Raw genomic sequence first — 4851 nt, forward strand, 5'->3', positions numbered from 1 at the left:
GTCCTACGAGGTCGGCTTCAAGCCGCTGCGCCTCGCTGACTATGCGCTCGCCCTCGACCATCACTCCGAGGTCGGTTATATCGAAGCCGTTGCATCGCATCACTACCGCCACTATGTTTTTGCCGATGTCGTGGACGTCGCCGCGGACGGTGGCTATGACCATGCGCGGATTGCGGCGTCCGGCATTGCCGGGCGCCGCAGCCTTCTCAGCCTCGATGGCCGGAGTGAGCAGCTCCACGGCCTGCTGCATCAGCCGGGCGCTCTTGACTACCTGCGGCAGGAACATGCGTCCTTCGCCGAACAGGTGTCCGACGCGGTCCATGCCCTGCATGAGCGGCCCTTCGACGAGCGCGAATGCCGATCCGGCCTCGGCCTGCGCTTCCTGAAGAAGCGTGGGCAGCGCGTCGGCGCGTCCCTTGACCACTGCATCGGCCAGCCGGCTGCATGGTGTCGAAACTGTGTCGGGAGCTTCGGGCTGTGTCGCCGGCGAAGCCTTGCGTCCCGGCGCATCGGTGAAGGCAGCGACCGCAATCAGCCGCTCGTCGGCATCGGCTCGTCGGCAGAGCAGTGTGTCGGTTATAGCTTCGGCGAGCGGCTCTGGAATGGTGGCCGTGTCGATAAGTGTCGACGGATTGACGATGGCCATGTTCATGCCGGAGCTTCCTGCGGCGTTGGCGAGAAATATGGCGTGGATGGCTTCTCTGACGAAATTGTTGCCCCGGAAGGAGAAGGATAGGTTGCTCAGGCCTCCGCTGACGCCCGCTCCGGGCAGATTCTGGCGTATCCAGCGTGCGGCGCGTATGAAGTCGAGTCCGTAGCGCGCATGATGTTCTATGCCGGTGGCCACGGCGAGTATGTTGGGATCGAAGATGATGTCGGAGGGTGCGATGCCGGCATCTGTCAGCAGGCGGTAGGCGCGAGCGCACACTTCGGTCTTGCGCTCGAAGGTGTCGGCCTGTCCGCGTTCGTCGAAGGCCATGACCACCATGGCGGCTCCCATCGAACTGATGTGGCGCGCGCGGCGTATCATCTCCTCTTCGCCCTCCTTGAGGCTGATGGAGTTGACCACCGGTTTGCCCTGTACAAGTTTAAGAGTGCTCTCCACTACTTCCCATTGCGACGAGTCGATCATAAATGGCACCCGCGCCACGTCGGGTTCGGCCGAGGCAAGTCGCACGAACCGTTGCATCTCGCGCGCGGCGTCGAGCAGCGCGTCGTCCATGTTGATGTCGATGATACGCGCTCCGGCGTCGGTCTGCGCGGCGGCTATCGCTATGGCCTCGTTGAGATTTCCCTCCTTGATCAGGCGCAGGAATTTGCGGCTTCCGGCCACGTTGCAGCGTTCGCCGACGGGGGTCAGACGGTCGGGGGCGACTGTGAGCGCCTCGAGTCCGGCGAGCTGGAGCGGAGCAGCGGGGTCACAGTCAGGAATATTCCTCGGACGGGCGGCCGCAGCCTCGGCGGCTATGGCACGGATGTGGGCCGGGGTGGTGCCGCAGCATCCTCCGACGATGTTGAGCATCCCGTCGGCCAGCGGCCGGCGTAGTGCCGCTGTCATGTCGGAGGGGGTGGAGGTGTAGCATCCCATGGCGTCGGGCAGTCCGGCGTTGGGGTGAAGGCTGACGGCGCATGTCGCGTGTTGCAGCTGCGGCAGGAATTCGATGGCCTGCTCGGCTCCGAATCCGCAGTTGAGGCCGACCGACAGCGGCCGCGCGTGGGAAATGCTGACGATAAACGCCTCAAGGGTCTGTCCCGACAGCAGACGTCCGCTCTCGGTGAGCGTGGCCGATACCATGAGCGGCAGTTCCAGTCCGGTTGACTCCCTGACTTCGAGCAGCGCCGATATGGCGGCTTTGGCGTTGAGGGTGTCGAATATGGTTTCGAGCAGTATCAGGTCGGCTCCGGCTCGGGCGATCGCGTCGATCTGTTCGAGATAGGCCGCGCGCAGGGTGTCGAAGTCGACATCGGTGTCATCGGAGGTCATCGAGAGCGACTTGCCTGTGGGGCCGACGTCGCCCGCTATCCATGCCTGTCGGCCGATGCGTCGGATGGCCCGACGGGCGGCAGCCACCGCCTCGCGGCATATATCCTTGACGAGATGCGACGCTCCGTAGCGTGAGAGCGACAGGGCGTTGGCATTGAACGTGTCGGTGGTGATGATGTCGGCTCCCGCCTGCAGATACTGCAGGTGGATGTCCTCAATGGTGTCGGGCGACGACAGGCAGAGCAGATCGATGCATCCTGCTTCGGCTCGGGCTTTCTGGAGCATGGTGCCCATGGCTCCGTCGAGTGTCAGCACTCTCTCCCGGAGCGCCTGATGTATATCGTTGTGGATCATTGTAGGTTGAAGTGTCGTGAAGGTGAGTGTCAAGGCCAGCATTCCGTGCGGTCGGCAATCTCCGGGATGGTCGAAGAGCGGTAGACAGGGTCGTGACCCTGCCGCAACTGTCGGCGGTAGTCGTGGAGCAGCGTTATGGCCTGACGTCCGAGCAGAGCTATGGCCGCCAGATTGCATAGTGTCATGAGGGCCATGGTGATGTCGGCGAATCCCCATACGAGGTCGAGCGACATGACCGCTCCGAGATATACCATTGTGCCTACGGCCAGGCGATATGCGCGTATGAGCAGGGCGTTGTCGCGGATAAACCGGAGGTTGGTCTCGCCGTAATAGTAGTTGGCGATGATGCTTGTGAAGGCGAAAAACAGAATGGCGATGCTGACGAATACCGATCCGTAGCGGTGGCCGCCTCCGAGTTGCGAGTCGATGGCTTTCTGCGTGAGTACGATGCCGTCGTGTCCGTCGATAAACAGTCCGCTGCAGAGGATTATGAATGCCGTGGCCGAGCAGATGATCAGCGTGTCGGTATAGACGCCGAGTGTCTGTATGAGCCCTTGTTTTACGGGATGTGACACGGCCGCCGTGGCTGCGGCGTTGGGTGTGGATCCTTCGCCGGCCTCGTTGCTGAAGAGGCCGCGCTTGATGCCGAGCGAAAGAGCCATGCCTACGGTTGCGCCGGCAGCCGGATGGAATCCGAAGGCGTTTTCGACGATCAGGCAGAGTATCTCCGGGATGCGGCCTATGTTGATGACGATGATCACGATAGCCAGCACTATGTAGGCCACGGCCATCACCGGCACCACGATCTCGCTGAAGCGCGATATGCTGCGGATGCCTCCGAATACGATGACCAGCGTGAGAGCCGTCAGCAGGATGCCCATCCACTGGCGGGGGAATGCGTAGCATTCTTCGAAGGCGCTCGCTATGGTGTTGGACTGCACGGTGTTGAATGCGAATCCGAATGTGAGGATGATCAGCACTGCGAACGTCACGGCCCACCACCGGCTGCCGATGCCTTTGGAGATATAGTAGGCCGGTCCGCCGCGGAATGAGCCTTCGCCACGGACTTTATAGAGCTGTGCGAGTGTCGATTCGATAAATGCGCTCGATGATCCGAGCAGGGCTATGACCCACATCCAGAATACGGCTCCCGGGCCGCCGAGAGCAATGGCTGTGGCCACTCCGGCAAGGTTGCCGGTGCCTACCCGCGATGCTATGGAGATGGCGAATGCCTGAAATGAGCTGACCGACGAGTGGCTGCCGGCGTCGGCTCTGTGACCCGCTGCGGGGCGTCGGCCGGAGCGTACAAGTTGGCGGAACATCTCGCCTATCATGCGGAACTGCACTCCGCGTGTGGCTATGGTGAAGTAGAGCGCCGCTGCCAGCAGCGCTGTCACCATAACGTAATCGGTCAGAATACGGCTGACCGCCTGAACTGTATCTTCCACTGTCGTCGTGTGCGTGTAGTAAAGGTGTATATATGAGGTAATATAATGCAAAGTTAGTAAAACTATTCGGAATAGTCATGCCGCGGCGGAGTTTCGTTGGAGTTTCGTCGGCGGATCGGGGCGAATTTTTGCGGAAAAGTTTTTGTAATATAAAAAAATGTCAGTAATTTTGCCGCGCAATTGAAGCGAATTATATACAAAACAAAAAAATATAACAACACCAAGACAATGATTATCGTACAAGTCAAAGAAGGCGAGAACATCGAGAGAGCCCTCAAGAAATTCAAACGTAAATTCGAGAAGACCGGCGTAGTCAAGGAACTCCGTAGCCGTCAGGCCTTCGAGAAGCCTTCGGTAAGCAACCGCAAGAAGATGATGAAGGCAGTTTACGTTCAGAAGCTCCGTTCTGTAGAGGAATAAGCCTTTGCCTGACGTAATCAACCGATAGCAATCACAAATCACCCCGCCCGTAAGCTTGCGAAAGGCTTCCGAGGCGGGTTTTATGGTCTTTATGGTTTTGACTTAAATGGATCTACGTACCCCCCCTGAAGTGATAGAGGCCACTCTGAAGGTGGCCGAAGCGAAAGTGGCCACCGGACGTTCGCTGCCACGGCTGATGACTCTGTCGGTGCTTGCCGGCGCCTATATAGCCCTCGGCGGAGTGCTGTCAGTAATCGTCGGCTACGGCTTCCCGGGTCTCACTGAGGCCAATCCGGCGTTGCAGCGTGTGCTGTCGGGAGCTATGTTCCCGATAGGGCTGATACTGGTGGTGGTGCTCGGGGCAGAGCTGTTCACGGGCAACAATGCCCTGCTGATACCCGCTTTCATGAGCCGCCGGTGCACTGCCGGCGAGGTGGCGCGCAACTGGACTCTCGTCTATCTGGGCAACTTTGTGGGCGCTCTGCTGTTCACATGGCTGATGGTATATGCTGTGGGGCTGACTGCTGCCGACCCGTGGCACAGCGCCATGCAGCGTATCGCGGTGGCCAAGGTGTCGATGCCGTGGCTGACGGTGTTTGTCAAGGGTGTCGGCGCCAACTGGTGTGTGTGTCTGGCTGTGTGGCT

General features: G+C 60.0%; 4 protein-coding genes. 2 read left to right on the forward strand and 2 right to left on the reverse strand.

What is annotated here, in order from left to right; genetic code table 11:
- On the reverse strand, positions 1-2380 hold a 2380-nt coding region (locus C5O24_RS10795), incomplete at its 3' end, for a homocysteine S-methyltransferase family protein (protein WP_161553890.1).
- Positions 2368-3786 carry an alanine/glycine:cation symporter family protein gene (locus C5O24_RS10800; RefSeq protein ID WP_500690282.1) on the reverse strand — a complete coding sequence of 473 codons (1419 nt, stop codon included), beginning with the start codon at positions 3784-3786 and terminating at the stop codon, positions 2368-2370. The genes C5O24_RS10800 and C5O24_RS10795, both read right to left, overlap by 13 nt.
- 228 nt (positions 3787-4014) lie before the next feature.
- Between C5O24_RS10800 and rpsU the strand changes: the two genes are divergently transcribed.
- On the forward strand, positions 4015-4206 hold the full coding sequence (rpsU, locus tag C5O24_RS10805; RefSeq protein WP_107036134.1) for a 30S ribosomal protein S21: 192 nt from the start codon (positions 4015-4017) through the stop codon (positions 4204-4206).
- A gap of 106 nt (positions 4207-4312) precedes the next feature.
- On the forward strand, positions 4313-4851 hold a 539-nt coding region (locus C5O24_RS10810; RefSeq protein ID WP_107681814.1), incomplete at its 3' end, for a formate/nitrite transporter family protein.

Source organism: Paramuribaculum intestinale (assembly GCF_003024925.1).
Classification (GTDB): domain Bacteria; phylum Bacteroidota; class Bacteroidia; order Bacteroidales; family Muribaculaceae; genus Paramuribaculum; species Paramuribaculum intestinale.

Coding starts and splice junctions, on each gene's coding strand:
- rpsU (WP_107036134.1), top strand. CDS start 4,015: ATGATTATCGTACAAGTCAAAGAAGGCGAGAACATCGAGAGAGCCCTC.